This is a genomic window from Streptomyces sp. NPDC005962, assembly GCF_040629205.1.
GTDB lineage: Bacteria > Actinomycetota > Actinomycetes > Streptomycetales > Streptomycetaceae > Streptomyces.
On the sequence record NZ_JBEXVE010000050.1, the window covers coordinates 22,088 to 48,369 of the forward strand.

Genomic DNA, 26,282 nt, shown 5'->3' on the forward strand with positions numbered 1-26,282 from the left:
AGCCACGTGGGCTCCCTGAGCCACGTGGGCTCCCTGAGTCACCCGGGCTCCCTGAGCCGCTCGGTTTCCCCGGGCGGCTCGGCTTCCCGGGCGCCCGCGATCAGCTCGTGGGCAGCGGCTGCTCCGCCCAGATGCACTTGCCCGTCGGGGTGAAGCGGGTGCCCCAGCGGTGGGAGAGCGCGGAGACCAGCTGGAGGCCCCGCCCGCCCTCGTCGGTGTCGGAGGCCCGGCGGATGCGCGGTGTGGTGGGGCTGCCGTCGGACACCTCGCAGATCAGGCTGCGGCTGCGCAGCAGGCGCAGCCTGATGGGGCCCTTGGCATGCCGCACCACATTGCCGACCAGCTCGCTGACCAGCAGCTCGGTGGTCATGGCCAGCTCGTCCAGCTGCCAGGCGCCGAGCTGGTCCCGGACATGGTGGCGGGCCTCCCCGGCGGCGATCGGCGCGTCGGGCAGCCGCCAGGACACGATGTTGTCCGCGGTCATCGAATGCGTCCGGGCCACCAGCAGCGCCGCGTCGTCCTGGGTGCGCGACTGCTCGGGCAGCAGCGCGGCGACGAGGGTGTCGCACAGCCGGTCGAGATGGCCGAGGACACGGCCGTCGCCCCCGGCCACCTCCGTCCCGCCACCGGTGGCGGGACTGCGCGGCAGCAGGTCCGGCGTCCTGGCCAGCGCGTCGGCCAGGGTGCGGGAGAGGTACGCCATGCCGTGGTCGATGTCGCGCGTCGCCGACTCGATCAGCCCGTCCGTGCACAGCACCAGGATGCTGTCCTCCGGCAGCTGCACCTCGATGGTCTCGAACGGCGGGGTCGCGGCGCCGAGCGGCGGGTCCGGCGAGAAACCGGGGGAGTGCACCGTGCCGTCGGGGTGGATGATGGCGGGCGGCAGATGTCCCGCACACGCGAAGGCACAGACGCTGGTGGTCGGATCGTAGATGGCGTACAGACACGTGGCGTAGAAGTCGTCGCCGAGCGCCCCCACGAGATCGTTGAGGTGGGTCAGCAGCTCATCGGGCGGCAGCTCCAGATCGGCCAGCGTGTGCACGGCGGTGCGCAGCCGCCCCATGGTGGCCGCCTCGGACAGCCCATGGCCCATGACGTCCCCGATGACCAGCGCGACCCGCTCCCCGGACAGCGGAATCAGGTCGTACCAGTCCCCGCCCACCTCCATGCCCTCCCCGGCGGGCAGATAGCGCGCGGCGGCCGTGACGGCGGGCAGCGCGGGCAGCGTGCGGGGAAGCAGCCCGCGCTGCAGCTCCTGGGCGCGGGTGTGCTCGGCGTCGTACAGCCGGGCCCGCTCCAGCGCCTGGGCGACCAGCCCGCTGATCGCGGTCAGCAGCGTGCGTTCCTCCTCGCCGAAGTGGCGCGGCCGGTCGAAGGAGACGACGCAGTAGCCGGTCCGGTGGTCCGAGGCCACCAGCGGGAGGAACGCCCAGGCCTTCTTGCCGCTCAGCGGCAGATAGCCGACCACCTCCGGGAAACGCTTGGCGTAGTCCTCGGGCGAGGAGATGAACAGCGGGCTGCGGGAGCCGAGGACCTGGGTGACGGGCGAGCTGACCGGGGCGTCCGGCGGCAGCGGAACGTTGTCGAGGAAGCTCAGAAAGGTGTCCGAATAGCCGGTGGAACCCACCACCCGCAGCCGCTTCTCCTCGATGAGCTGGCAGATCAGCCCGGTCGCCCCGAACGGCGGCAGCACCCGGTCGGCGACCGCCTTCACCACGTCCTGAGTGGTCAGCGCCTCGGCGAAGGCGCTGGTCAGCTCGGCGATCCGGGTGGCGCGCTCGGTGGCGGCGTGGACGGCGGCCGAGCGCTCGGCGTCCAGCGCCCGGCGGTCGGTGACATCGGTGATGTGCACGGTCATCCCGTCGGGCACCGGGACCAGCCGGATGTGGTACCAGCGGTTGGTGCGCGGCCAGCGGGCATGGAAGTCGATGGGCGCCCTCGCCGACGCCGCCCGCCGGAACCGCGGCTCCACGCCGATCGCCCGCGCCCTCGGAAGCTCCCACAGCACCTGGCCCCGCAGCTCCCCGGAGGCCCCGAGGAAACGCTCGGCCTCGACATTGCCGTACGTGATCCGCCCGTCCTCGTCGACCACCAGGAACCCGTCGCCCATGTACCGCAGGGCGCGGCTGAAGGCGTCCCGGGAGCGGCGGGTCTCGGTGACGTCCCACAGCGTGCCGACCACCCGGACCGGAACCCCGTCCACCCGGGCGGCCACGGTCCCGCGGGCCTGCACCCAGCGGTACGCCCCGCCGGGCTGCCGCACCCGGTACTCGACGCTGTACTCGCTGCGGCCGCGCAGCGACTCGGCGCTGGAGACCGCCTGCACCCAGGGCATGTCCTCGGGGTGGATGGCGCCCAGCCAGGTGTTGACCTGGCCGTCGAAGGCGCCGGGCTCGAACCCCAGCAGCGTCTGCGCCTGATCGTCGCAGGCCAGGGTGGCGCCGCGGAGATCCCACTCCCAGGCGCCGATCCGCGCCGTACGCAGCGCGCGCTGCAGCCAGGGTCCGGACCGCGGCTCCTCCGGCAGCTGGGCCCGCCCGGCGTCCGGCGTGGCCGTCGCCACCCGTCGCAGCCGCTGGGCCAGCCAGCCGGTGATCGTCCGGGCCAGATCGCGCTGGGCCGCGTCCCCCGCCCGCGGTGTGGACGTCAGCACCGTCAGCACCGCGAGCGGTGGACCGGCGTTCATCGGTACCGGGATGGCCGCCATGCATACACCGGGCGGAAAGCTCCGGGCGAGCGAGCCGCGGCCGACCGGGTCGGCGGCCCAGAGGGTGGCGCCGCCGTGGAAGGCGGCCATCGGAGCGACCGACTCGCCCCACTCGATGGTCTGCCACGCACTGAGCAGCGGACCGCTGAGGCCGCTGGTGGCCACCAGCCGCAGCCCCAGCCCGTCCGGCCTGCGCAGATGCGCCATACCGCCCAGGCCCTGGAGCCCGGCCACCAGATGGTCGAGCGCCAGCCGCAGCAGCTCCGCGTCCCCCAGACCTCCGCTCGCTGCTTCGAGCAGAACCAGCCGGGCCCGTTCCGCCTCCCGGAGCGGGGCGGGGGCGCGCTCCTGCGCCGGGGCGTGGTTCTGTGCCGGGTGCCGGTCGTTTACACCCACGCGATCACCTGCGCTCTGCGAGGCCCGGACGGACCGGCTCGACCCTCCGGGCCAGTCTCTCTCTAAGAATATGTCCGCATTTTCAAGTGTTTCACCCTCCATGGCGGCATCCGTTCGCCACGGAGGGGGTTCTGTGATGACCCGGGGCCGCGTCGTGTACTAATCGCCTTAGCAGTAAGGTGAGGGCGACGGGCTACCCGTCATGGTCAATTGTCGTCGTCGGCATTGTTGGCATCGTCGGAGGAACAGCGTGAACGCGAGTGGACGTGTACGGGCGGGTGGTGTCCTGCGACGCCTCCTGTTCGTCGTCGTGCTCGTGCTCGGTGTGCTGATGATGCACTCCATGGGCCACCCCGACGGCGGCTCGGGCATGGGCTCGGGCTCCGCCGTACACGCCTCCGGCGGGACGCATGAGGTCATGCGGGGTGATGCGCGGGCCCATGAGCCCGCCATGACCTCGCACGACGACGGCCCCCGGGCCGTCGCGGCCGTCCCCGTCGTGGCCGCGCAGCACACGCCGTCCGCGCCCATGACCGGGATGGACATGGCCTCGCTGTGCGTGGCGGTGCTCGGCGCGTGGGTGCTCACGGCCGTGCTGCGGGCCGCCCTTGTACGGCGCCGTGGCCCGCCACCGCCCCGGTCCGCCCCGGTGGCCGCCGTACCGCGGCCCGTTCCTCCTCTGCCGAGTCCTGACCTCACCGCCCTGTCGGTCCTGCGGATATAGGCCGTACCCGCGCCACTCCGCAGAACGCAGAACACCGACATCACACACGGCATGAGGTACATCGGCATGACCCACTACAAGAACGCACCGCGCCGCCTGGCGGTGGCGGGCATCGTCGCCACCGGCGCACTGCTGCTCACCGCCTGCGGCGGGAACGACGACATGAAGGGCATGGACCACGGGAGCAAGGACTCCTCCGCCTCCGAGAAGGCCACCGCCTCCGCCGCACCGGGCGGCTTCAACGACGCGGACGTCTCCTTCGCACAGATGATGATCCCGCACCACCAGCAGGCGCTGGAGATGGCCAAGCTGGCGGACGGCCGGGCCGGGGACAAGCAGATCGCCTCCCTGGCCGGGAAGATCGAGAAGGCCCAGGACCCCGAGATCACGACCATGAAGTCCTGGCTGAAGGCCTGGGGCAAGCCGGTGTCGCCGTCCTCGGACAGCATGCCCGGCATGGATCACGGATCGGGTGGCATGGACGGCATGATGTCCCAGAAGGACATGGACCGGCTGAAGGCCGCCAAGGGTGCCGACTTCGACCGCGCCTTCGCGCAGATGATGATCGACCACCACAAGGGCGCGATCACCATGGCCGAGGACGAGCAGAAGAGCGGCCGCGACGCCAAGGCCAAGAAGCTCGCCGGGGACGTCGTCAAGAACCAGTCCACCGAGGTGACCACCCTGCGGAAGATCCTCGACCGGCTCTGAACCGCTGGAACCGCGGCGTTCCGGAGGCGCCTACAGCATCCCCGGGACGCCGCAGACCACCACGGGGAGCAGCGGGAGGACCGCGGCGGCCGTGGCCACCGCGAACCGGAGAGCCGGATGCGGGCGGCGGCACGGGCCCAGCATGCGGTGCAGCCGGACCAGGGCGCCGGGGCCACCGGCCGCGAAGGCCCCGCGGGGAGCGCGGCCCGCCGCCATCTCGTACAGCGCCGTGGCGAGCGTCTCGCGGGGGTGACGGCGCAGCGCACGGTCGTCCGCCGCCATCTCCAGCAGCATCGCCGTCTGCTCCCGGGCGGCGCGGGCCAGTGGCAGCCACCGGAAGGCCCGGGCGAACGCCTCGGCGGCGGCCAGCGCCAGATGGTGGCGGCCCGCGATGTGCGCGCGCTCGTGGTCCAGTACGGCGTCGAGCTGGGCCCCGGACAGCGCGCGCAGCGCGCCCGTGCTCACGACCACCCGCGGGCAGCGCCCCGGCAGGCAGTACACGGCGGGCAGTTCATGGTCGAGGACGGTGGCCCGCAGCCGCGCCGAGCGCCGCCCGACCAAGTCCAGTACGCCCATGTGGCGGGAGCGGGCCCGCCGCGCCCGCAGCACCTCGTGGCCGACGCGGGCGAGCACGAGCAGCGCCACGAGGAGCGGCAGCACGGCGGCCCGGACACCGAAGGGGCCGGGCGCCGGGATGCGGGCGTTCCACGTCAGCCCGCAGAAGTGGACTAAGTCGGACATTCCCGTGTCGAGGTGTCCGGTCGGGACGGCGAGGTGGTACGCGGCCAGCGCCAGCGCGACCGTGAACGATACGGCCAGTCCCTGCCAGGCGGCCACGGCGAGCGCGGGGGAGCGGTGCGGCCAGGCGCTGCGCAGCAGGGCCCGCGGGGCCAGGGTGCCGACCGCGGCCGCGTAGCAGGCCAGGGCGAGCGCCGGAATCACTCCTGGTGCCGCCGTCCGGCCGACCGCAGCGCCTTGCGCAGGGCGCTGACCTCCTCGGGGCCCATCTGCTCGACGAAGTGGGCGAGCGCCGCGGGGCGGTCCTGGCTGGTGCCCAGCGCGTCCTCCATCAGCGCGGCGGAGTACTCCTCACGGCTGCGTACCGGCGAGTACAGCCAGGCCCGGCCCTCTTTGCCGCGCTGCAGCCAGCCCTTGTTGTAGAGGATGGTGGCCACGGTCATCACCGTGGTGTAAGCGACCGGCCGCTGTGTGTTGATGTCGTCGACGATCTCGCGCACCGTCGCCGGACGCTGCCACATCCACAGACGGTCCATGATCTCCGCCTCGAGATCCCCCAGCCGCCGCATGGACGCTTCCTTCCGCCGTCAGACGCTTACCTCCGTTAGTACGGAGGCCCATAGTAGAGAGCCGCCATCGCGGGACGGACACCGGGGGGAATGGCGGGCGGCCCGAGAAGGTCGTGCGGAGATCGCCGATCATGCGGAGCGCCGGGTGCTCCGCCCCTGGCCAAAGCCTCAACTGGCCTTGCACACGATAGGATTGACCGGACGCGTATTCAACCCGGGTAAGGCGAAAGGGAAGTCTGGATGAGTGGTCTGAGCAAGGGGCTCGGGAAAATCGAGGTGGCGCTCAAGTGGGATCCCAGCCCCAGTGGTGAGCCGGCCAATGACCTCGACATCGTCGCCGGGACCTACCTGGCGACCGATCCGTATGGTGACCCCGCGTATCTGGTGCACTTCGACAGCCGGTCGCCCGACGGCACCATCTATCTCAACCGGGACAGCCGCACCGGCCAGGGGCTGGGCACCGACGAAGCGATGACGCTGGAGTTCGAGCGGCTGTCCGAGGAGTACTCCCGCGTCGTGGTGGGGGTGGCGATCCAGCAGAGCGCCGGGCCGAAGACCTTCGGCGATGTCCGGAATGCCAGCGTCCGGATTGTCGAGGGATACACCGAGCTGCTGGAAGGCGATTTCACCGCAGTCCCCGGAGCCACAGCGGCCACGGTCGCGGAGTTCACGCGGGACGAATCGGGGGAATGGGGAATCCATGGCGTCACCCGTGGATTCGCCGTCGACCCGGAAACCTTTACGGATGTGATGGGCAAGGATTATTCCTGACCGTGCTTGTTTCCGGCCGCGTCTCATTTCCGAACGTGCCGTAACGTGCCGTCAGGAGCGCCCCCGGCTCCGGGCTCGCCACCTGCCGCCACGCCGCGCGGGCGGGACGGCGTGATCCGCGGCGTACCGCGTCCGGTGTACGGCCCGTTGCCGCGTACTCCCTGAGAAGGGGGACGGAATCCGTCTGATGTCAGCGCTGGCGTCGGCATCTCATGCCTAGGGTTCTGTCATGGATCTCCGAAAGACCCGGCCGCGCGGACGGCGGCTGCTCGCGACGGTGGCCGCCGTCGCCGTCCTCGCGGGTACGGGCACCTGGGCCGCCGCCGTATCCGCCGACGACCGGCCGACCGTGCACCGTGCGGACCGGGTGCTGGACATGCCGGGGACACGCCTCGACACCTCGTACTTCACCGCGGGCCCGGGCCGCCGTCCCGCGGTGCTGCTCGCCCACGGCTTCGGGGGCAGCAAGGAGGACGTCCGGGAGCAGGCCGAGGAGCTGGCCCGGGACGGCTACGCCGTGCTGACCTGGTCGGCGCGCGGCTTCGGCAGAACGACCGGCAAGATCGGGCTCAACGACCCGGACCATGAGGTGGCCGACGCCCGGCGGCTGATCGACTGGCTGGCGAAGCGGCCCGAGGTGCGGCTCGACGCCCGGGGCGATCCGCGGGTGGGCGTCGCCGGTGCCTCGTACGGCGGCGCGCTGTCGCTGCTCGCCGCGGGGTACGACCGGCGGGTCGACGCCATCGCGCCCGAGATCACCTACTGGAACCTGGCCGACGCGCTCTTCCCGAACGGCGTCTTCAAGAAGCTGTGGGCCGGGCTCTTCTTCACCACCGGCTCGGCCAACCTGTCCGGAGGTCAGCAGGGCGGCCAGCAGGGAGGCCAGGAGGGCCAGGACTCCCAGGAGGGGTCCGGCTCACAGGGCGGCGGAGGCGGCCAAAGCGGCGGCCAGGGCAGTCAGGAAGGCCAGGGCGGCCAGGCCGCCCCGAGTGCCCCGCCCGCCACCGACGGGCGGAACCAGGGCTGCGGACGGTTCGAGAAGCAGCTGTGCGCGATGTACGAGCGCGTCGCGGTCGCCGGAAAGCCGGACGACGCGGCCCGGCGCATGCTGGAGGCCCGCAGCCCGTCCGCCGTGGCCGACCGGATCAAGGTCCCGACGCTGATCTTCCAGGGCCAGTCCGACTCCCTCTTCCCGCTCGGCCAGGCCGACGCGATGGCGAAGGCGGTCAAGGGCAACGGCGCCCCGGTCGACGTCGACTGGACCGACGGAGGACACGACGGCGGCGACCGCGAGACCGGGCGCGTCCAGTCCCGCACCCGCGACTGGTTCGACCGCTACCTCAAGGGCGACCGGGGCACCGACACCGGGCCCGCCTTCCGGGTCACCCGCACCGGCGGCGTCGACTCGACCAACGGCGCTGTCCAGTTGCGCGGCGCCACCGGCGACCGCTACCCGGGCCTGGAGGACGGTAGGCGGACCGTGGCGCTGCGCGGCCGCGAGCAGTCGTTCGCGAACCCGCCCGGCGGCGGACCGCCTTCGATCTCCGCGGTGCCGGGCATCGGCGCGCTGTCCCAGGCCTCCTCGTTCGGGATCGGCCTCTCCCTCGACATCCCCGGCCAGTTCGCCCGTTTCGACTCCGCACCGCTGAAGCAGCCCCTGCGGATCACCGGGGCGCCCGAGGCGAAGGTCCGGGTGCGGGCGGACACCGACGACGCCGTGCTGTTCGCCAAGGTGTACGACGTCGGGCCGGACGGACAGCAGGTGCTGCCCTCCCAGCTCGTCACCCCCGTCCGCGTCACCGGCGCGAAGCAGGGCAAGACCGTCACGCTCCGGCTGCCCGCCGTCGACCACGAGATCACCGCGGGCCACTCGCTGCGGCTCGTGCTCGCCTCCACCGACCTCGGCTACGGCTCCCCGGACCAGCCCGCCACGTACCGCGTCGCGCTCGCGGGCGACGGCCTCACCGTGCCGACCGCGCCGGGTGTGCACACCGAGCCCGCGTCGCTTCCCTGGTGGGTGTGGGGGCTGCCGCTGGGCGGCGCCCTGGTGGCGCTCGCCCTGTTGCTGACCGGCCGGCGGCCTACGTCCACGCCGCCGCCCGACCCCGAACTCACGGACGTACCACTGCAGATCACCGATCTGAGCAAGCGCTACGCCAAGTCCGCCGACCGGTACGCCGTACGCGACCTCTCCTTCCGCGTCGAGAAGGGGCAGGTGCTCGGGCTGCTCGGGCCGAACGGCGCGGGAAAGACCACCACGCTGCGCATGCTGATGGGGCTCATCAGCCCGGACGGCGGGGAGATCCGCGTCTTCGGCCAGGCCATCAGGCCCGGCGCGCCCGTCCTGTCCCGGGTGGGCGCCTTCGTCGAGGGAGCGGGCTTCCTGCCGCATCTGACCGGACGCGCCAACCTGGAGCTGTACTGGCGCGCCACCGGACGGCCCGCCGCCGACGCGCACCTGGCGGAGGCGCTGGAGATCGCGGGCCTCGGCGACGCGCTGGAGCGCGCGGTCCGTACGTACTCCCAGGGCATGCGGCAGCGGCTGGCCATCGCCCAGGCCATGCTGGGCCTGCCGGATCTGCTCATCCTGGACGAGCCGACCAACGGCCTCGACCCGCCCCAGATCCGCGAGATGCGCGAGGTGATGATCCGGTACGCCGCCGAAGGCCGCACGGTGATCGTCTCCAGCCATCTCCTGGCCGAGGTCGAACAGTCCTGCACCCATCTGGTCGTCATGGACCGTGGCCGGCTGGTGCAGGCGGGCCCGGTCGGGGAGATCACCGGCACCGGGGAGAGCCTGCTGGTCGGCCACGAGGGCGAGCTGAGCGACGCCTTGGTCGACAAGGTGGGCGCGCTGCCCGGCATCACCTCCGCGGCGCGCACCGACGCCGGGCTGCTCGTCCTGGTCGACGGCGCCACCCCGGCGCGGCTGCTCGCCGAGCTGATGCGGCTGGAGGTCCCGGTGACCAGCTTCGGGCCCAACCGGCGCCTGGAAGACGCGTTCTTGACGCTGATCGAAGGAGGCTCCGCATGAGCGGCTCCGTGACGGACCCCGTGACGGCCCCTGTGACGGAGGCGGCGCCCGGCTACCGGGCGCGCCACACCCTGCCCCTGCGGGTCGAGGCGGTACGGCAGCTGCGCCGGCGCCGCACCCTGGTGATGGGCGCGGTGCTGGCCGCGCTGCCGTTCGTCCTCGTCGCCGCGTTCGCGATCGGCGGCACTCCCGAGGGGCGGAACAACCGGGTCACCCTGATGGAGACCGCCACCTCCTCGGGCGCCAACCTCGCGGCCACCGCGCTCTTCGTCTCGGCGGCCTTCCTGCTGGTCGTGCCCGTGGCGCTGTTCTGCGGTGACACCGTCGCCTCGGAGGCCAACTGGTCCTCCCTGCGCTATCTGCTGGCCGCGCCCGTGCCCCGGGCCCGGCTGCTGGCCGGAAAGCTGGCCGTGGCGCTGGCGTTCAGCGCGGCCGCGATGGTGCTGCTGCCGCTCGTCGCGCTGCTGGTGGGGACGGTGGCGTACGGCTGGGGGCCGCTGAGCCTGCCCACCGGCGGCGAGCTGGCGACGGGGGACGCGCTGATCCGGCTCGCCCTGGTCGTCGCGTACATCTTCCTGTCCCAGCTGGTCACCGCCGCCCTCGCGTTCTGGCTGTCCACCGTCACGGACGCACCGCTGGGCGCGGTGGGCGGCGCGGTCGGGCTGACCATCGTCGGCAATGTGCTGGACGCCGTCACGGCGCTGGGCTCCTGGCGTGAGTTCCTGCCCGCGCACTGGCAGTTCGCCTGGGCCGACGCACTCCAGCCCCAGCTGGAGTGGGGCGGAATGCTGAAGGGGACCGCGGTGTCCGTGGCGCTCTCGCTGGTGCTCTTCGCCCTCGCCTTCCGCGGCTTCGGCCGGAAGGACGTGGTGTCCTAGCCCGGGCCCTGACCGGTGCGCCGTGACGGGTGCCGCCATGAGGTGTGTGCCATGGCGGCCGCCGGTCAGTAGTCCTTGAGCGTCAGCGAGTTGACCACCTTGTAGAAGTGCTCGGTGTAGATGTCCTGGTCGTCCCCATCGACCTCGGCCTTCATCCGCGCCTGGTTGCTCAGGGCCAGCTCCTGGTTGGCGGTCACGAAGTCGCGCATCTCGCGCTCGTAGGCGGCGAAGGCCGTGGTGTGGTCACCGCCCGCGGCCTTCAGCTCGCCCGCCAGGACATACGCCCCGATCAGGGCCATGGAGGTGCCCTGGCCGGAGGCGGGCGAGCCGCAGTAGCCCGCGTCGCCGAGCAGCGCCACCCGGCCACGGGACCAGGAGTCCATATGGATCTGGGCCACCGCGTCGAAGTGGAAGTCGGGGGCGCCCCACATGTACTCCAGCAGCCGTGGCATCTCCCAGCGCGCGTTCGCGTACCGCTCGGCCACCAGCCGCTTGTGCTCCGAGGGGGTCCGGTCGCCGAGCACCCGCGCGGGCGGCTCGTCCGAGTCGAATCCGACATAGACCCGGGCCTCGGTGTTGTCGCGGACGCTCATCATCATCCCGCCCCACGCCCCGCCGTCGTTCATCAGGTAGGCCACCTGCCAGCGGTCGAGACCGAGATAGTTCGGCACGGTCCACACCGCCAGATAATTCCCCAGCGGGCGCAGGAAGTTCTCCTCGGGACCGAAGACGAGCCGACGGGTGCTGGAGTGCACCCCGTCGGCGGCCACCACGAGATCGAAGGTGCGCGACACACCGCCGCGGAAGGTGACGGCCACCTCGTCGGGGCCCTGGGCGAGCGAGGCGATCGAGTCGTCGAAGAGATATTCGACGCCCTTTCCTCCCGCGCCGACGAGAATCGTCGCCAGATCGTCGCGGAGAATCTCCACGTCGGGACGGTCGACCTGGCCGCCGCTCATGGTCCATTCGGTGGTCCTGGACAGTTCCTTTCCGTCGTCGTCGACCGTCGACATACCGCGCAGCCCGGTGCGGTGGGCGCGGATCTCCTCCAGGACTCCCATGCGCTCACACACCTCCAGCGCGGTGCCCCGGACATCGATGGCCTGCCCACCGGGCCGCAGCCCGGCGTAGCGCTCCACCACGGTGACCTCGTATCCGTAGCGGTCCAGCCAGTACGCCAGAGCCGGTCCGGCGACACTCGCCCCGGAAATCAGGACTCTCATATTCCGCATCGTGCGCTCCCTTTCCGTCCCCCCGAATTCCTTCTTCTCCTCAGAGTGCGCGATGCCACCGACACCGCGCCGACGCACCGCCTACGCGCCACCGACAGGGCGCCGACAAGGCCGAACGCCGCGCAAGCCACCGGGGCGCAGTGATCGATTAATGAGAGTGTTACCTGATGGTGTTGTGCGGTTCTGTTGTCATCGAAGAGACTGGGGGTTCCGACTGGCCCGTACAAAAAGCCGGTTGGTCGCACTGGTGACGTTCGGTCCTCCCCCCACGATCCGAACAAGGATGGGACCCATGCACACTTCGCTGGAACACGCTCGCGTGTCCCGCGGCCCGGCAAGAGCGGTACGCGCCTGTTCCGGGCGGCGCCGGAGACCCTGTCCTCGCGGCAGCGGACCGGCCACGGCCTCCGCGTAGCAACTCCACACCCTCACGCGAAGCCTCACCAACGGCGATTCGCCACCCCATAAGCGCCCTCGGGCAGTAAGACGGCCACGCTCGGCACGTCCCCGCGCGAACAATCCCCGCGCGGACGTCCCCGCGCGGACGGGATGTCCGCGTGCCCGGCAACGCGCCCCGGTGGCCCGTTCGGTGACGCACGACCTGGCAAGGAAGGAACTCCTCAGGTGCTCACTTCGCACCATGCGCGGTCACTCGAATCATTCGAAGCATCATCCGAAGCATCTTTTGAAGAACCGTCCGAACCCGGCGAGTCCGGGGCGCCCCGGACCGCCGCCGACGGTCCGAACGGCCATGTGCTGGCGGTCGGCGCGCCCGGCCCGGGAATCGACCGGCTGACCCGGACCCTGGTGTCCGCGGGCCATGGGGTGAGCCACGCCCGGCCCGGCGACGTCGGACGGCAGCTCCGGCAGACCCCGCCCGACGCGATCGTCGCCCTCGACGGCAGCCTCGACGGACTGGAAGTGATCCGCGAGGTCCGTGCCGCTCCCGCCGGGCGGGCGCTGCCCCTGCTCATGGTCACCACGGACTCCGGACCCAGTGGCGTCGCCGACATGCTGCGCGGCGGCGCCGACGACTGCGTACCGGACACCTCCGACCCCGTCGAACTGTCCGCCCGCATCGAGGCCAAGCTGCGCCGGGTCCCGGTGCCGGTCGAGAACCTGCTGCTGGACCCGCGTACCGGCCTCTACTCCCAGCCGCACCTCCTGGGCGAACTCGACCGGGAACTCAAGCGCGCCGACGACAGCCGCAGTGGCGGCGTCGTGGCCATGGTCGGCGTCGCCGAGATGGCCGCGCTGGAGGCCCGTCTCGGGCCCCGGGTGCGCCGCGAGGTCGCCGAGCGGCTGGCCGGGGTGGCGGAGAAGCTGGGCGGGGTGTGCGACCGGCTCGGCTGGGACGAGGACGGACGGCTGCTGATGCTGATGCCGGGCGTCGACGAGGACACCGCGCGCCGCGCCCTGCAGAAGTTCGCGAACACCGTGGCCGGTACCCGCTTCGTCGTCGCCGACGAGAACGTCCGGCTGACCCCGGCCATCGGCTGGACCCCGCTCACCGACTGCCCCGACCGCCACCAGGCCGTGGACCAGGCCCGGGACGCGGTTGCCGAGTCCATCCGCCACCGGGATCTGCGCCCGGTCAAGTACGCCGCCTGGATGGCCGGCGCGCCCCGCGGACGGCGCCGTTTCACCATGGCGGTACAGGCCCTGCTCTCGGCCCTCTCGCCCTTATTCGTCCTCGTCCTCGGCGTGGCCATCCCCTTCGTGTTCTACCAGCAGATGTACGAGCTGGGCTGGGACGTCGGATCGGCTGCCTACTGGGTGGTGGTCTCAGGACTCATCGTCTCCGCGGTGCTCATCGTGCTGGAATGCCTCTTCTCGCTCGACGCGAAGTCCCGTCCCGAGCGGCCCGCACAGCCGTATCCACCGGCCAGCGCCGTCATCGCGGCCTATCTCCCCAATGAGGCCGCGACCATCGTCGACACTGTCGAATCGTTTCTGCGGCTGGACTATCCCAACGAGCTCGAAATCGTGCTCGCCTACAACACTCCGCATCCCATGCCCGTCGAGGACACCCTCCGGGACATGGCCCGCCGCGATCCGCGCCTGGTGCTGCTGCCGGTGGCGGGTTCCACCTCCAAGGCGCAGAACATCAACGCCGCCGTCACCCGGGTGCGCGGCGACATGGTCGGCATCTTCGACGCCGACCACCACCCGGACCCCGACGCCTTCCGGCACGCCTGGCACTGGCTGTCGCACGGCTACGACGTCGTCCAGGGCCACTGCGTGATCCGTAACGGTGACAGCTCCTGGGTGGCGAAGCTGGTGGGCGTGGAGTTCGAGGCCATCTACGCCGTCAGCCACCCCGGCCGCACCCGGCTCTACACCTTCGGTGTCTTCGGCGGCTCCAACGGCTTCTGGCGCACCGATCTGCTGGCCCGTACCCGGATGCACGGCTCGATGCTCACGGAGGACATCGACGCCACCATGCGCGCGCTCCACGAGGGTGCCAAAATCGCCACCGACCGCACCCTCGTCTCCCGTGAGCTGGCCCCCACCACCGTCAAGGCGCTGTGGAACCAGCGGTCGCGCTGGGCGCAGGGCTGGCTGCAGGTGTCGCTCAAGTACCTGTGGCACGCGATGCGCTCGCCGGACTTCACCTTCCGCCAGAAGGCGGGGCTGTTCGTCCTCCTCGGCTGGCGTGAGGTGCAGCCGTGGCTGACCCTGCAGATCCTGCCCGTCCTGCTGTACGCGGCCTGGCGCGCGGGCGGTCCCGCGCAGCTCGACTGGGCGGTGCCGATCTGCCTGCTGGCCACGCTGTTCACCCTCTCCGCCGGAGTGGTGCAGGCGCTGTTCGCCTGGCGGCTGGCGATACCCGAACTGCGCCGCCGCAAGGTGTGGTTCTGGCGGTATCTCCTGGTGTCGACCTTCTTCTACAGCCACTTCAAGAACATCGTGGCCCGCCAGGCGCTTCTCAAGGAGGCGCTGCGGGACCACCAGTGGCGGGTCACCCCGCGGTCCGGCGGAGACCAGGACAAGGCGGTGCCCCGCGCATGAGCACCCTGTCCACGGTCAACAACCACCACGGCCACCCCGCCGCGGCCACCGCCGTGAAACCGGCGCGGGCCACGACCGCCCGCCGCCGCAACGGTGAGATCCAGGGCTACCGGGGGCTGGCCGCGATGGCCACGGTCGTCTTCCACGTGTGGCAGCAGTACTTCACGTACGACGCGAACGGCTCGCATCCGCCGGTGGCCAACCGTTACGCGAACGCGTTCGTCTCTCTTGAGGTCATCGACTTCTTCTTCGTCCTGTCCGCGTATCTGCTGACGCTGTCGTACGCGCGGGCCGCGATCGACGGCGGCTCGACCAAGCCCGCCCGGGTGTTCCTGTTCCGGCGCGCCATCCGCATCGTGCCGCTGTATTTCCTCGCCATCACGTTCATCTGGGCGACCCGCAACCCGTCCCTGCCCGGTGACTGGGAGGACCTGCTGCGGCATCTCACCTTCACCCAGGTCTTCGACAAGGAACAGATCTTCTACACCATCGGCCCCACCTGGTCGCTGTCGCTGGAAATCATGTTCTACCTGGCGCTCGTCGTGCTCGGCCCGCTGGCCGCCCGCGCCTGCCGACTGCTGAACAGCCGGGCCGCGCGGGTGGCGGTGTGCGCTGCCGGATGCGCGCTGCTGTACATCGGGCCGATGGTCTGGATCGCCGTCGCGCACTACGGGTTCGAGGTGCCGCACACCGAATGGCCGGTGTACTTCGGGCCGCAGGCCCGCTTCGGCGGGTTCGCGGCGGGCATGGGCCTCGCGGTGCTGACCGTCGCGCTCGGCGAGCGCGGGCGGCTCGGCCGGAAGGTGACGATCCCGCTGCGGCTGGCGCCCCTCGTGGGCCTGTACGTGCTGTCGCTGCTCAGCGCGGACCCCGAGGACTTCGCCACCACCTTCTACCACCCGCTCTCCGGTCTGCTGTGGACCGTGCTGCTGTTCGCCACCCTCCATGTGCGGACACCGGGGCGGTGGGCGGCCTGGCTGTCGGCCCGGTGGCTCACCACGATCGGACTGGCCAGCTACAGCCTCTTCGTCTGGCACGAGCCCATCATGCTCGGCCTCTACGAGGCCGGACTGCTGCCGTCCGCGGGGCAGGAGGGCTTCCCGCTCGCCGTGCCGATCGTGCTGGTGGTGGCGGTGGCCGCGGCGATGGTGAGCTACTGGGTCATCGAGTATCCGGCGAGCCTGCTCGGCAAGCTGAAGGACGCCAAGGGGCGGCCGAGGGACTTCTATCCGGAGGTGGCGCGGTAGCGACCTGCCACCGTAAGTGCCGGTGTGTCATGGGTTGTCCCCGGAGTGCGGGTCTTCGCACACCGGGGGCTCATGACTATGATCTGGCTTGTTCTTGACGCAATGACGGGGAGACATCAGCGATATGGGCCGACACAGCCGCCCCACCCCTGCCCAGCAGGCCCGAGCCACATCCCTCAAGGCGGCCGCCGCCCTCGGAGTGGCCGGGACCATAGCGTTCGGCCTTCACTCCTCCGTCGGGGGCGACAAGTCCGCCGAGGCCCGTTCCGATGTGCAGATGCAGCAGAAGCGGGTGCCGAACACCGATCCCGCCACTGATACCACCGCCGATGACAAGCCCACCGGCAGCCATGTTTCGCCGTCCGAGTCCGCGAAGCCGCGGCCGCTGCCGGACCGGACGGAGCAGGCGGACCGCACGGGCGGCGCGGACGGCGCGGGCGGCGGCGGTACGGAGTCCTCCGCGGCGGCCACCCCGTCGCACACGCCGAGCGCGGCCCCCTCCACGCCCGCGCACACCGATGTGGCCACTACGCCCACCCAGCGTGCCGACCAGACCCCCACCGACTCCTCGTCGCCCGCCGGGACCCCCAGCGGTGACCCGACCACTCCCGGCACCCCGAGCGGGCAGCCCAGTCAGTCGCCGCAGCCCGGCAACGGCAGTGGCGACGGGAAGGGCGTGGTCGGCGGTGTGGTGGACGGCCTCGGCGACACCCTGGACGGTGTGGTCGGCGGCCTGACCGGCGCACTCGGCGGCTGACCGCCCGCCGCCTCGCCCCGCCCCGCCCCGGACCGGGGCGGGGCGGGGCGAGGCGGTGCGCGGTCTACCCCTTGGCCAGCGCCTTCAGTGCGGACAGACTGCCGTTGAAGCGGTTGTGGTCACCCACCACCGCGCCTACGGAGGTGTACTGCCAGAAGGTGTGCGTCTTCCACCCCGTCGGCAGCGCCCCCGGCGAGGCGGCGTAGCGCGCCACCCACAGCGGGTTCTTCGAGGCGAAGGCGCCGCTGTTGCCGGTGCAGGACCGCCACCAGCTGGTGGTCGTGTAGATCACCGGATCGCGGCCGGTACGGGACTTCACCCGGTCGCTGAAATCTTTGATCCAGCTGACCATCTGTGCCTTCGTCTTGCCGTAGCAGGGCGTGCCGTAGGGGTTGTACTCCATATCCAGCACGGGCGGCAGCGTCTTTCCGTCGTCCGACCAGTCACCGCCGTTGCGCACGAAGAAGTCCGCCTGCTGGGCGCCGCCGGACTTGTTCGGCAGGGCGAAGTGGTACGCGCCGCGGATCATGCCTTTCTTGAAGGCGCCGTTGTATTGCGAGGAGAAGGCCGGGTTCTTGTACGTCGTGCTCTCGGTGGCCTTGACGTAGGCGAACCGGACGTTCTTGTTCCAAAGGGATGTCCAGTTGACCGCGCCCTGGTGGTTGCTGACGTCGACGCCTTCCACCGTCCCGGCGCGGGGGGTGGCCGCCGGGGCCGCCTTCTCGTGCGCGGAGAGCGTCGAGCCCATCCAGTCGCGCTCGGGGTGGGGGACGGACGAGGACGCGGCGGACTTGGGGGCGGACCGGGGGACGGAGCCGGTGTCGGTGTCGGAGTCGGTCGTCGTAGCCATCGCGGGTACGAGAGTGGCGAGCACGGTGGCGCCGACCGCGGCCCCCAAACCGCCGATGGCATACGGCGAGCGCCAGCGCGAGGGGGCCCTGTGCGCGCCCTTTCCGGCTTTTAGGGACATCTGTTCCTCCGGAATTGGTGCTCCGTGGGGAGAGCGGTCCGCACCGAAGGTACGCGCGTAGATCAAACACATGGAAGAGATTGTGGAAATTCCATGGGTCCAACTCCCGTTCGCACAGGCCATCTTGGCGATATAAGCGGCGATGAATGGCGATGCATGGCGATGAACTGCGATCAGCGGCGATGAACGGTGATACCGGCGATAAAGCGGAAAGCCTTGAATTTCCGAGAAAATCAGCCGTCCGCGGGCGCGGTGGCATATCCCGCCACCAGGGCCCGCGCCGACCGCGTCGCCCGGGCGGCGACCTCCTCCACCATCTCGTCCGGGTCCCCGAACACGCCGTCGAGCAGCATGGTCGTGTACCCACGGGCCAGCGCCGCCAACGCCTCCAGCAGCGCCACCGCCGCCCCGCGCTCCTCCGGCACCACCTCGAAGGCGCTCGGCAACAGCAGGTCCACGAACTCCCGCTTGCTGGTCAGCACCTCCTGGTCGGCGGTGCGCACACCGGGGGAGTAGAGGAGTTCGTATCCGCCCCGGAAACGGGCGGCACCGCGCACGATGCTGCCCGCCATGGTGGCCAGCCGCTCCTGCGGCGACTCGACCGTGGCCACCGCCTCCAGGTAGCTGGTCCGCAGCCCGCGCGAGACCTCCAGCGCGGCGGCTGCCAGCAGCGCGTCGCGGTCGGGGAAGTGGCGGTAGGGCGCGCCGGGGCTGACGCGGGTGCGGCGCGCGGCCTCCGCGACGGAGAAACCGCGCACCCCGACCTCGTCGACGATCTCCAGCGTCGCCCGCACCAGCGCCGCGGCGAGATCGCCGTGGTGGTACGTGCCGCGCCCTGTGCGGGTGGTTCCCATCCGGGCGACCCTACCCGACCGTTTTCCCCTGCTCCGCCGCCCCCGGCCTGCGCTTCTCGGCCTCGGCGCGCGCCGCCCGCAGGGCCTCACGCGAGCGTTCGACGCGGATCGGCAGATCGCGTACCCGCTGTCCGGTCGCATGGTGGAAGGCATTGGTGATCGCCGCCGCCGCGCCCACGATGCCCAGCTCGCCGATGCCCTTGCCGCGCACCGGATTGGGGCTGTCGTCCCGCTCGTCCAGCCAGACCGCCTCCAGCTTCGGGACATCGGCGTTGGCCGCGACGTGGTAGCCCGCGAAGTCGTGGTTGGCGAAGTCGCCGAAGACCGGGTCGACCTCGCCGATCTCCAGCAGCGCCATCGACAGACCCATCGTCATGGCGCCCAGGAACTGCGAACGGGCCGTCTTCGGATTGACGATCCGCCCGGCGGCGAACACGCCCAGCATCCGGTCGACCCGGATCTCGCCGCTGTCGGTGTCCACCCGGACCCGCGCGAAGTGGGCGCCGAACGAGTGGCGGGAGAACGACGCCCGCAGCTCCATGTCCTCGGTGGTGTCGGCCCGCACCTCCAGCCCCCCGTCCGGGACGACGCCGCCGTAGCCGTCCAGCTCCGCCAGCAGCGCACGGCACGCCTTGTCCACCGCCCAGCCCCAGGAGGCCGTGCCCAGCGAGCCGCCCGCGAACGGCGCCGGGCCGAGCGACGCGCGCCCGATCTCCAGCCGCAGCCGCTCGACCGGGATACCGAGGGCATCCGCCGCCAGCTGGGTCAGCGCGGTGCGCCCGCCGGTCCCGATGTCGACGGCGCCGACCCGTACCGTGAACGTCCCGTCGGCCTCGGCGCGCGCCGTCGCCGACGAGGGGAACGTATAGTCCGGGTGGTGTGCGGAGGCGACGCCGGTGCCCACCAGCCAGCGCCCCTCGCGCCGGATGCCGGGCTTCGGATCGCGCAGCGCCCAGTCGAAGCGGGCGGCGCCCTCCCGCAGACACGCCACCAGACCGCGGCTGCTGAACGGCTTGCCGCTCTCGGGGTCGACACCGGTGTCATTGCGGACCCGCAGCTCGACGGGGTCGATCTCCAGCTCGGTGGCCAGCTCATCCATGGCCGACTCCAGCGCGAACATGCCCGTCGTGTGGCCGGGCGCGCGGAACCACGCCGGGGGCAGCACATCGAGCGGCGCCACCTTCACCGTCGTACGGACATGGGGCGCCGCGTACATCATCCGCGTCGAGGACCCCGCCTGGTCCGCGAACTCCACCATCGCGGAGCGCTGCTGCACCACCTCGTGGTCGATCGCGGTCATCCGCCCGTCGCGCCCGGCGCCGAGCCGGACGCGCTGGATGGTGGGTGCCCGGTAGGGGATCAGCTGGAACATCTGCTGCCGGGTCAGCGCGATCTTCACCGGTCGGCCGAGGTGTTTCGCGGCGAGCGCCGCCAGCACGGTGGGGGAGCGCGGAATGCCCTTGGAGCCGAAGCCGCCGCCGATGTACTCCGCGATGACCTCCACCGCGCCCTCTTCGAGCCCGAACACCGCCGCCAGCAGCTGGGAGGACATGAACGGGCCCTGGTCGGAGTTGTACAGCGTCAGCCGGTCCTCCTCCCAGGCGGCGATGGTGGCGTGCGGCTCCATCGGGCTGGTGTGCTCGACCGGGGTGGTGTACATGGCCTCGGTCCGCACCGGCGCGGCCGCCAGCGCGCCCTCGGTGTCGCCGCGTTCGACGAACCCGGGGCTGCCGTCGGTCACCGTCTCGGCGACGTGGGCCCGCTCGTGGTCGAAGCGCAGCACCACATCGTGCGGCTGCTGTTCGTAGCTCACCCGCACCGCCGCCGCGCCCTCGCGCGCCGCCTCCAGCGAAGTGGCCACCACCGCGGCCACGATCTGGCCGTGGTACGCCACCTCCGGGGACTGCAGCACGAACAGATCGGGGCTCGCCGGCGCCTCCGTGTTCAGCCGCGGGGCGTTGCCGGAGTCCAGCACCGCCAGCACACCGGGCCGGGCCAGCGCCGGGGCGCCGTCGACCTCGGTCACCCGGCCGCGGGCGATGGTGGCCTGCACCGGCCAGACGTAGCCGACGTCCGGCGTCGGGAACTCATACGCGTACGTCGCCGCGCCGGTGACCTTGGCGAGGCCGTCGACCCGGGTCATCGGCGTGCCGACGGTCTGCCGGGTGGTGGTCGCGGTGGTCATGCGCGGTCCTTCCTCACAACGAGATCGCGGATGACCGCGACGATGAGATCGGTGGCCAGGTCCACCTTGAACGCGTTGTCCGGCAGCGGGCGCGCCGCGGCGAGTTCGGCCCGGGCCGCCTCGCGCAGCGTCTCCTCGTCCGGCCGCCGGCCCCGCAGCCGCTCCTCGGCGGTCCGGGCGCGCCAGGGGCGCGGCGCCACTCCGCCGAGCGCGAGCCGCACCTCCGCGAGCGTGCCGTCCTCCGCCACCGACACCGCGGCCGCCACGCTCACCAGGGCGAACGCATACGACCAGCGGTCGCGCACCTTGCGGTACCGCATGGCCGCGCCGCCCGGCGGCGGGGGCAGCTCGACGGCGGTGATGAGCTCGCCGTGGCCGAGCACGGTCTCCTGGTGCGGGGTGTCGCCGGGCAGCCGGTACAGCTCCGCCACCGGGACGGTCCGCGTCGCGCCGTCCACCGACCGCAGATGCGCCACCGCGTCCAGTGCGACGAGCGCCACCGCCATGTCGGAGGGATGGGACGCCACGCAGTGGTCGGAGGTGCCCAGTACGGCCAGATCGCGGTGCGCGCCCCCGATGGCCGGACAACCCGACCCCGGCTCACGCTTGTTGCAGGGCTTGGACACGTCCTGGAAGTACACACAGCGGGTGCGCTGCAGCAGATTGCCGCCCACCGTGGCCACCGTGCGCAGCTGCCCGGACGCACCCGCCAGCAGCGCCTGCGCCAGCAGCGGGAAGCGCTCCCGGATGCCCGGGTCGCCCGCCAGATCGCCGTTGCGCACGGTGGCGCCGATCAGCACCGAACCGTCGGCGCGGTGCTCGATCCGGTCGTACGGCAGCCGGGACACGTCGACGAGCAGCCCCGGGTCCGTCACCCCGAGCTTCATCAGGTCCACGAGATTGGTCCCGCCGCCCAGATAGGTGGCGTCGGGCCGCTCGGCCATCAGCGCGGCGGCCTCGGCGGCGTCGCCCGGACGGGCGTAGGCGAACTCCTTCACCGCACACCTCCGGCGGCGCTCGCGGACCGGGCACCCTCGGAGCCCCCGGCTCCGGCCGCCTCCATGACGGCGTCCACGATCCCGCCGTAGGCGCCGCAGCGGCACAGATTGCCGCTCATGCGCTCGCGCACCTCCGCCTCGTCCAGCCCCGTGGCGCCCGGCACCCCGGCGGCGGTGTCCTCGGTGACATGGCTCGGCCAGCCGCGCCGCGCCTCGCCGAGCGCCCCGATCGCCGAGCAGATCTGGCCCGGGGTGCAGTAGCCGCACTGGAGGCCGTCATGGTCGAGAAACGCCTGCTGCACCGGATGCAGCCCCTCGGCGTCCGCCAGCTCCGCCACCCCCTCGATCGAGACGATCTCCCGACCCTCGGCCGCCACCGCGAACATCAGGCAGCTGTTCACCCGCTCGCCGTCCATCAGCACCGTGCAGGCGCCGCATTGCCCGTGGTCACAGCCCTTCTTGGTGCCGGTGAGGCCGACGCGCTCGCGCAGCATGTCGAGCAGCGTCGTCCGGTTGTCGATGGTCAGAGCGTGGGTCGTGCCGTTGATCCGCAAGCTGATGTCGCTACTCGGAGAGCGATGTGAGAGGCTCATACATTGAATGTATCAACCTCTTACATTCGCGGCGAGGGGAATGGAGTTCCATGCGAGACGTCGAAGCGGAGATGCACCGATGGTGGCGCGCCGGCGAGCCCTTCGCCCGGGCCACGGTGGTCGCCACCTGGCACTCCTCACCGCTGCCACCGGGCACGACCATGCTGGTCGGACCGGACGGCTCGGCCGTCGGCAGCGTCTCCGGAGGCTGTGTGGAGGGCGCGGTCTACGAACTTGCCCAGGAGGTCACCGAAAGCGGCACCCCGGTCCTGGAGCGCTACGGGGTCAGCGATGACGACGCGTTCGCGGTCGGCCTGACCTGCGGGGGAGTCATCGACGTGTTCGTGGAGCGCGTCGACCGCGCCGCATTCCCCGAATACGACGACATGGCCGCCGCGGTGCGCGAGGGCGAACCGGTGGCCGAGGTCCTCTGCGTGGCGGTCGACGGCCCCGACCCGGCCGGGCGGCTCGGCCGTCGGCTGGTGGTCCGGCCGGACACCGCCACCGGCTCCCTGGGCTCGGACCGGCTGGACGCGGCGGTCGCCGAGGACGCGCGCGGACTGCTGGCGGGCGGGCGCACCGGCACCCTGCGCTACGGCTACGACGGCGTCCGTACCGACGAGGAACTGACCCTGTTCGTATCGGTGCACGCCGCACCGCCCCGGATGCTGGTCTTCGGCGCCGTGGACTTCGCGGCGGCCATGGCCCGTATCGGCGGGTACCTCGGCTACCACGTCACCGTCTGCGACGCGCGGCCCGTGTTCGCCACGAAGCGCCGCTTCCCCGAGGCCCACGAGGTGGTGGCCGACTGGCCGCACCGCTATCTGCGCACCGAGGCCGAGGCGGGCCGGGTGGACGGGCGGACCGTGGTCTGCGTCCTCACCCACGACCCCAAATTCGATGTGCCGCTGCTGGAGGAGGCGCTGCGGCTGCCGCTGGCGTACGTCGGCGCCATGGGCTCCCGCCGCACCCACGAGGACCGGCTGCGCAGGCTGCGCGACACCGGGATCGGCGAGGACCGGCTGGCCCGGCTCGCCTCCCCGATCGGCCTCGACCTCGGCGCTCGCACCCCCGAGGAGACGGCCGTCAGCATCGCCGCCGAGATCATCGCCGACCGCTGGGACGGCAGCGGCGCCCGGCTGACCTCGCTCACCGGCCACATCCACCGGCCCCACGCGGTGCGCCCCGCGGCCGAGGGCTGAGACGGGCTCACGGTCTTGGCCGTGGACCGTCACAATGGTCTCCGACCGAAGTGGATGTAGGAGGAAATCAAAACCGCCGTGGAGACCACGCGAGGCACCGACGACGCCGGAGAACCACGTCAGGGCGAGACAGCCGCGGACACAGCCGCCGACGCAGCCGCGGACCCGCCCGCCGGTACGGTGGCCGCCCCGGCCGACAGCACGGCCGCCCCGCCGAAGGGCGGCTGGCGCCGCTGGGTCATGGACACCCGGCCGCTGCGCCACCGCCCGTTCCGGCGGCTGTGGACGTCCACCACCGTCACCGCCGTCGGCAGCCAGCTGACCGCCGTCGCTGTCCCCAAGCAGATCTACGACATCACCGGCTCCTCGGCCTGGGTCGGCTACGCGAGCTTCGCGGGGCTCCTGCCGCTCGTGGTGTTCGCGCTGTGGGGCGGCGTGGTGGCCGACCGGATGGACCGGCGCACCCTGATGCTGGTCACCAACGCGGGGATCGCCGTCACCTCGGTGCTGTTCTGGGCGCAGTCCTTCGCCGGCCTCGACTCGGTGCCGCTGCTGATCGTGCTGCTCGCCTTCCAGCAGGGGTTCTTCGGTATGAACTCCCCGGCTCGCAACGCCTCCATCGCCCGGCTCGTCCCCGCCGATGAACTGCCCGCCGCGGGCGCCCTGCAGTCCACCGTCGCCCAGACCGGCATGATCGTCGGCCCGCTGCTGGCAGGCGCGCTGATCCCCGTCGTCGGACTGCCCGCCCTCTACCTGGCCGACGCCATCGCGCTCTGCGTCACCCTGTGGGCCGTGTGGCGGCTGCCCGTGCTGCCGCCCCAGCCATCCGGGAAGGAGAGCGGGGACGGCAGGTCACGGGCCGGATGGCGCGACGTGACCGACGGCTTCCGCTACATCACCGCCCACCGTGTGCTGCTGCTGTCCTTCCTCGCGGACATCATCGCCATGGTCTTCGGCATGCCGCGGGCGCTGTTCCCGCAGCTCGCCTCGCACACCTACGCGCCCTGGGGCGAGGGCTTCGCGCTCGGCCTGCTGTTCGCCGCGATCCCGATCGGGGCGGTGGCCGGCGGGCTGCTGTCGGGCACCTTCTCCCGGGCCCGCCGCCACGGCCTCATGGTCATCGTCGCCGTGCTGGCCTGGGGCGTGGCCATCTGCGGCGTCGGCCTCAGCTCAAGCCTGTGGTGGGCCGCCGCGTTCCTCGCGGTCGCGGGCGTGGCCGACATGGTGTCCATGGTCTTCCGCGGCGCGATCCTCCAGTCCGCGGCCACCGACGACATGCGCGGCCGGATGCAGGGCGTGTTCACCGTGGTGGTGGCGGGCGGCCCGCGCATCGCCGACCTGCTGCACGGCACGGCGGGCTCCCTCCTCGGGCCCCGCACCGCGGTCGCCGCGGGCGGAGCGCTGGTCGCCGTGCTGATGCTCGGCCTGGCCGTCGCTGTGCCCGACTTCCGGCGCTACACCGCCTGACGGCCGCCCGTGCGCGCGCCCACTCGCGGGCGCGCGCACGGGCCCCGGCCACTCAGGCCTCGCGCTCGCTGCGGTCCTGGCCCCAGAGGGTGTGGAACGAACCGTCGCGGTCGGTGCGCCGGTAGGTGTGCGCGCCGAAGAAGTCCCGCTGCCCCTGCACCAGCGCCGCCGGCAGCCGCTCCGAGCGCAGCGCGTCGTAGTACGCCAGCGCCGCCGAGAAACCGGGCGCCGGGACACCCAGCTCGACGGAGGTCGAGACCACCCGCCGCCAGGCGTCCTGCGCCTCGCCCAGCGCCTGCGCGAAGTACGCGTCGGTCAGCAGCGTGACCGGCTTCCGCTCCTTGCCGTACGCCTCGGTGATCCGGTTCAGGAACCGGGCCCGGATGATGCAGCCGCCGCGCCAGATCCGGGCCACCGCCCCCGGGTCGATGTCCCAGCCGTACTCCTGGCTGCCCGCCTCGATCTGGTGGATGCCCTGCGCGTACGCCACGATCTTCGACGCGTACAGCGCCTGCTCGACCTCGTCGGCGAACCGCTCCGCCGCCTCGCCCGTGAGCTGCTCGGCAACGGGCCCGGGCAGCCCCTGCCCGGCCTCCCGCACATCGGCGTGGCCCGACAGCGAGCGGGCGAACACCGCCTCGGCGATACCGCTCACCGGAACGCCCAGGTCCAGCGCGGTCTGCACGGTCCAGCGGCCGGTGCCCTTCTGCTCGGCCTGGTCCTGCACGACGTCCACGAACGGCTTGCCGGTCGCCGCGTCGGTGTGCCCCAGCACCTCGGCGGTGATCTCGATCAGATACGACTCCAGCCGCCCGCCGTTCCAGGTGCGGAACACCTCCGCGATCTCACCCGGGGTGAGCCCCAGCGCGCGGCGCAGCAGGTCGTACGACTCCGCGATGAGCTGCATGTCCGCGTACTCGATGCCGTTGTGCACCATCTTCACGAAGTGTCCGGCACCGTCCGGGCCGATGTGGGTGCAGCACGGGGTGCCGTCCACCTTGGCGGAGATGCTCTCCAGTAGCGGCCCGAGAGACTTGTAGGATTCCACCGATCCGCCGGGCATGATGCTGGGCCCGTTGAGCGCGCCCTCCTCGCCACCGGAGATGCCGGAGCCGACGAAGTGCAGCCCGCGCTCGCGCAGGGCGGCCTCCCGGCGCCGGGTGTCATCGAAGTGCGCGTTGCCCCCGTCGATGATCACGTCGCCCTCTTCGAGGAGGGGTGCGAACTCCTCGATGAC

At 71.9% G+C, this 26,282-nt stretch carries 20 protein-coding genes; 10 read left to right on the top strand and 10 right to left on the bottom strand.

The window, feature by feature from the left end:
* Positions 1–100 precede the first annotated feature (100 nt).
* Positions 101–3,103, bottom strand: coding sequence for a SpoIIE family protein phosphatase (locus ABZ370_RS43040; protein WP_358633733.1), 3,003 nt, complete (start codon positions 3,101–3,103; stop codon positions 101–103).
* Positions 3,104–3,353: 250 nt separating this feature from the next.
* Here ABZ370_RS43040 and ABZ370_RS43045 point away from each other — a divergent pair, with 250 nt between their 5' ends.
* Positions 3,354–3,827, top strand: coding sequence for a hypothetical protein (locus tag ABZ370_RS43045; protein ID WP_358633736.1), 474 nt, complete (start codon positions 3,354–3,356; stop codon positions 3,825–3,827).
* Positions 3,828–3,893: 66 nt separating this feature from the next.
* Positions 3,894–4,538 (top strand): DUF305 domain-containing protein, encoded by a 645-nt coding sequence (locus ABZ370_RS43050; protein ID WP_358633739.1) that lies wholly within the window; start codon positions 3,894–3,896, stop codon positions 4,536–4,538.
* 30 nt (positions 4,539–4,568) lie between these two features.
* Here the strand turns inward: ABZ370_RS43050 and ABZ370_RS43055 are convergent, their stop codons facing one another.
* Complete coding sequence (locus tag ABZ370_RS43055) at positions 4,569–5,480, bottom strand: M56 family metallopeptidase (protein ID WP_358633742.1); 912 nt, start codon at positions 5,478–5,480, stop codon at positions 4,569–4,571.
* Positions 5,477–5,845 carry a BlaI/MecI/CopY family transcriptional regulator gene (locus ABZ370_RS43060; RefSeq protein ID WP_358633745.1) on the bottom strand — a complete coding sequence of 123 codons (369 nt, stop codon included), beginning with the start codon at positions 5,843–5,845 and terminating at the stop codon, positions 5,477–5,479. The genes ABZ370_RS43055 and ABZ370_RS43060 overlap by 4 nt, the downstream gene beginning before the upstream one ends.
* A gap of 240 nt (positions 5,846–6,085) precedes the next feature.
* Here ABZ370_RS43060 and ABZ370_RS43065 point away from each other — a divergent pair, with 240 nt between their 5' ends.
* From ABZ370_RS43065 to ABZ370_RS43075, 3 genes are all read left to right on the top strand, one after another.
* Complete coding sequence (locus ABZ370_RS43065) at positions 6,086–6,616, top strand: TerD family protein (RefSeq protein WP_358633748.1); 531 nt, start codon at positions 6,086–6,088, stop codon at positions 6,614–6,616.
* A 229-nt stretch (positions 6,617–6,845) separates the two neighbouring features.
* On the top strand, positions 6,846–9,650 hold the full coding sequence (locus ABZ370_RS43070; protein ID WP_358633751.1) for an alpha/beta fold hydrolase: 2,805 nt from the start codon (positions 6,846–6,848) through the stop codon (positions 9,648–9,650).
* Positions 9,647–10,528: an ABC transporter permease subunit gene (locus ABZ370_RS43075; protein ID WP_358633754.1), complete on the top strand. Its 882-nt coding sequence runs from the start codon at positions 9,647–9,649 to the stop codon at positions 10,526–10,528. Before ABZ370_RS43070 ends, ABZ370_RS43075 begins: the two co-directional genes overlap by 4 nt.
* Before the next feature lie 65 nt (positions 10,529–10,593).
* Here the strand turns inward: ABZ370_RS43075 and ABZ370_RS43080 are convergent, their stop codons facing one another.
* Positions 10,594–11,751: an FAD-dependent monooxygenase gene (locus tag ABZ370_RS43080; RefSeq protein ID WP_358633757.1), complete on the bottom strand. Its 1,158-nt coding sequence runs from the start codon at positions 11,749–11,751 to the stop codon at positions 10,594–10,596.
* A gap of 633 nt (positions 11,752–12,384) precedes the next feature.
* Between ABZ370_RS43080 and ABZ370_RS43085 the strand changes: the two genes are divergently transcribed.
* From ABZ370_RS43085 to ABZ370_RS43095, 3 genes are all read left to right on the top strand, one after another.
* Positions 12,385–14,772 (top strand): glycosyltransferase, encoded by a 2,388-nt coding sequence (locus tag ABZ370_RS43085; RefSeq protein ID WP_358633760.1) that lies wholly within the window; start codon positions 12,385–12,387, stop codon positions 14,770–14,772.
* Positions 14,769–16,019 (top strand): acyltransferase, encoded by a 1,251-nt coding sequence (locus tag ABZ370_RS43090; protein WP_358633763.1) that lies wholly within the window; start codon positions 14,769–14,771, stop codon positions 16,017–16,019. Before ABZ370_RS43085 ends, ABZ370_RS43090 begins: the two co-directional genes overlap by 4 nt.
* Positions 16,020–16,143: 124 nt before the next feature.
* Positions 16,144–16,776, top strand: coding sequence for an extensin (locus tag ABZ370_RS43095; protein ID WP_358633766.1), 633 nt, complete (start codon positions 16,144–16,146; stop codon positions 16,774–16,776).
* A gap of 64 nt (positions 16,777–16,840) precedes the next feature.
* On the opposite strand, the gene ABZ370_RS43100 is transcribed toward ABZ370_RS43095, so the two are convergent.
* The 5 genes from ABZ370_RS43100 to ABZ370_RS43120 form a co-directional block, all read right to left on the bottom strand.
* Entirely contained in the window at positions 16,841–17,626 is a 786-nt protein-coding gene (locus tag ABZ370_RS43100) for a lysozyme (protein WP_358633769.1), read from the bottom strand.
* A gap of 353 nt (positions 17,627–17,979) precedes the next feature.
* Positions 17,980–18,600 (bottom strand): TetR family transcriptional regulator, encoded by a 621-nt coding sequence (locus ABZ370_RS43105; RefSeq protein ID WP_358633772.1) that lies wholly within the window; start codon positions 18,598–18,600, stop codon positions 17,980–17,982.
* A gap of 10 nt (positions 18,601–18,610) precedes the next feature.
* Positions 18,611–20,785 (bottom strand): xanthine dehydrogenase family protein molybdopterin-binding subunit, encoded by a 2,175-nt coding sequence (locus tag ABZ370_RS43110; protein ID WP_358633774.1) that lies wholly within the window; start codon positions 20,783–20,785, stop codon positions 18,611–18,613.
* Positions 20,782–21,783 (bottom strand): xanthine dehydrogenase family protein subunit M, encoded by a 1,002-nt coding sequence (locus tag ABZ370_RS43115; RefSeq protein WP_358633778.1) that lies wholly within the window; start codon positions 21,781–21,783, stop codon positions 20,782–20,784. Before ABZ370_RS43115 ends, ABZ370_RS43110 begins: the two co-directional genes overlap by 4 nt.
* On the bottom strand, positions 21,780–22,376 hold the full coding sequence (locus ABZ370_RS43120) for a 2Fe-2S iron-sulfur cluster-binding protein (RefSeq protein ID WP_358633781.1): 597 nt from the start codon (positions 22,374–22,376) through the stop codon (positions 21,780–21,782). The genes ABZ370_RS43115 and ABZ370_RS43120 overlap by 4 nt, the downstream gene beginning before the upstream one ends.
* 50 nt (positions 22,377–22,426) lie before the next feature.
* Between ABZ370_RS43120 and ABZ370_RS43125 the strand changes: the two genes are divergently transcribed.
* Together ABZ370_RS43125 and ABZ370_RS43130 are read left to right on the top strand one after the other, a co-directional pair.
* Positions 22,427–23,578, top strand: a complete 1,152-nt coding sequence (locus tag ABZ370_RS43125; RefSeq protein WP_358633783.1) for an XdhC/CoxI family protein — start codon at positions 22,427–22,429, stop codon at positions 23,576–23,578.
* 180 nt (positions 23,579–23,758) lie between these two features.
* Entirely contained in the window at positions 23,759–25,045 is a 1,287-nt protein-coding gene (locus ABZ370_RS43130; RefSeq protein WP_358633789.1) for an MFS transporter, read from the top strand.
* 52 nt (positions 25,046–25,097) lie between these two features.
* Here the strand turns inward: ABZ370_RS43130 and gndA are convergent.
* Positions 25,098–26,282: NADP-dependent phosphogluconate dehydrogenase (gndA, locus tag ABZ370_RS43135; RefSeq protein WP_358633786.1), on the bottom strand; the 1,185-nt coding region annotated here is incomplete at its 5' end.

What these genes read in the sequence shown, in the direction of transcription:
- ABZ370_RS43050 (WP_358633739.1), top strand. Translation starts at nt 3,894, where the DNA reads ATGACCCACTACAAGAACGCACCGCGCCGCCTGGCGGTGGCGGGCATC.
- ABZ370_RS43060 (WP_358633745.1), bottom strand. Translation starts at nt 5,845, where the DNA reads ATGCGGCGGCTGGGGGATCTCGAGGCGGAGATCATGGACCGTCTGTGG.
- ABZ370_RS43065 (WP_358633748.1), top strand. Translation starts at nt 6,086, where the DNA reads ATGAGTGGTCTGAGCAAGGGGCTCGGGAAAATCGAGGTGGCGCTCAAG.
- ABZ370_RS43070 (WP_358633751.1), top strand. Translation starts at nt 6,846, where the DNA reads ATGGATCTCCGAAAGACCCGGCCGCGCGGACGGCGGCTGCTCGCGACG.
- ABZ370_RS43075 (WP_358633754.1), top strand. Translation starts at nt 9,647, where the DNA reads ATGAGCGGCTCCGTGACGGACCCCGTGACGGCCCCTGTGACGGAGGCG.
- ABZ370_RS43080 (WP_358633757.1), bottom strand. Translation starts at nt 11,751, where the DNA reads ATGAGAGTCCTGATTTCCGGGGCGAGTGTCGCCGGACCGGCTCTGGCG.
- ABZ370_RS43090 (WP_358633763.1), top strand. Translation starts at nt 14,769, where the DNA reads ATGAGCACCCTGTCCACGGTCAACAACCACCACGGCCACCCCGCCGCG.
- ABZ370_RS43095 (WP_358633766.1), top strand. Translation starts at nt 16,144, where the DNA reads ATGGGCCGACACAGCCGCCCCACCCCTGCCCAGCAGGCCCGAGCCACA.
- ABZ370_RS43100 (WP_358633769.1), bottom strand. Translation starts at nt 17,626, where the DNA reads ATGGCTACGACGACCGACTCCGACACCGACACCGGCTCCGTCCCCCGG.
- ABZ370_RS43105 (WP_358633772.1), bottom strand. Translation starts at nt 18,600, where the DNA reads ATGGGAACCACCCGCACAGGGCGCGGCACGTACCACCACGGCGATCTC.
- ABZ370_RS43110 (WP_358633774.1), bottom strand. Translation starts at nt 20,785, where the DNA reads ATGACCACCGCGACCACCACCCGGCAGACCGTCGGCACGCCGATGACC.
- ABZ370_RS43120 (WP_358633781.1), bottom strand. Translation starts at nt 22,376, where the DNA reads ATGAGCCTCTCACATCGCTCTCCGAGTAGCGACATCAGCTTGCGGATC.
- ABZ370_RS43125 (WP_358633783.1), top strand. Translation starts at nt 22,427, where the DNA reads ATGCGAGACGTCGAAGCGGAGATGCACCGATGGTGGCGCGCCGGCGAG.